Source organism: Streptomyces calidiresistens, from assembly GCF_014141525.1.
Lineage (GTDB): Bacteria > Actinomycetota > Actinomycetes > Streptomycetales > Streptomycetaceae > Streptomyces > Streptomyces calidiresistens.
Window position 1 is genome coordinate 1 of record NZ_VKHS01001482.1, and the last position, 575, is coordinate 575.

At 72.5% G+C, this 575-nt stretch carries 1 protein-coding gene; it reads right to left on the reverse strand.

The window, feature by feature from the left end:
- Positions 1-11: 11 nt before the first annotated feature.
- The gene (locus FOE67_RS27920; protein WP_182667578.1) at positions 12-506 is read right to left on the reverse strand and encodes a cysteine dioxygenase; all 495 of its coding nucleotides are present in this window, start codon (positions 504-506) and stop codon (positions 12-14) included.
- Positions 507-575 lie beyond the last annotated feature (69 nt).

The following is a 575-nucleotide window of genomic DNA, read 5'->3' on the forward strand; positions in this document are numbered from 1 at the left end:
GTCAGATGTGTTTAAGAGACCGCTCCGGTGCGGGCGGGGTCGGCGGGCAGCATCGGCATCTCGGTGAGGCCGGGGAAGTACACGTGCAGGCTGACCGCCGGTTCGAGGGTGTCGTTGGTCACCTCGTGCGGACTGTCCGGTGCCGTCAGGTACAGCGTGCCCGGCGTCGCGAGTCGGGCGCCGCTGCCGGTCGTGCCGGTCCGCTCGGTGAGGGCGCCGCGCAGGACGGTCCACACCCCGGAGGAGGCGCCGTGGGTGTGGCGACCGCTGCCCTGCCCCGGCAGCCAGCCCAGGAGCCACACCTCGTGGCCGGGGCCGGCGTCCAGCCGGTGGTACCAGCGGCTCACCGGGTCGTAGCGGACGAGGGGTTCCCAGCGGGCCCGGTCGCGGGCGGCGCGACGGGCCAGGGCGACGAAATCGGCCACCGCCGAGGGACGCGCGGGCACCGGTGGCATCAGATGCGGGATCTGACTGGCGTCACCGGCGATCTCGTTGTCGTTGTTCATCGGGCGACGCTCACGTGCGGGACCATTCGGATGTTCGGCACTCTCGTGGCTCTCGGCTGGACCCCGGGT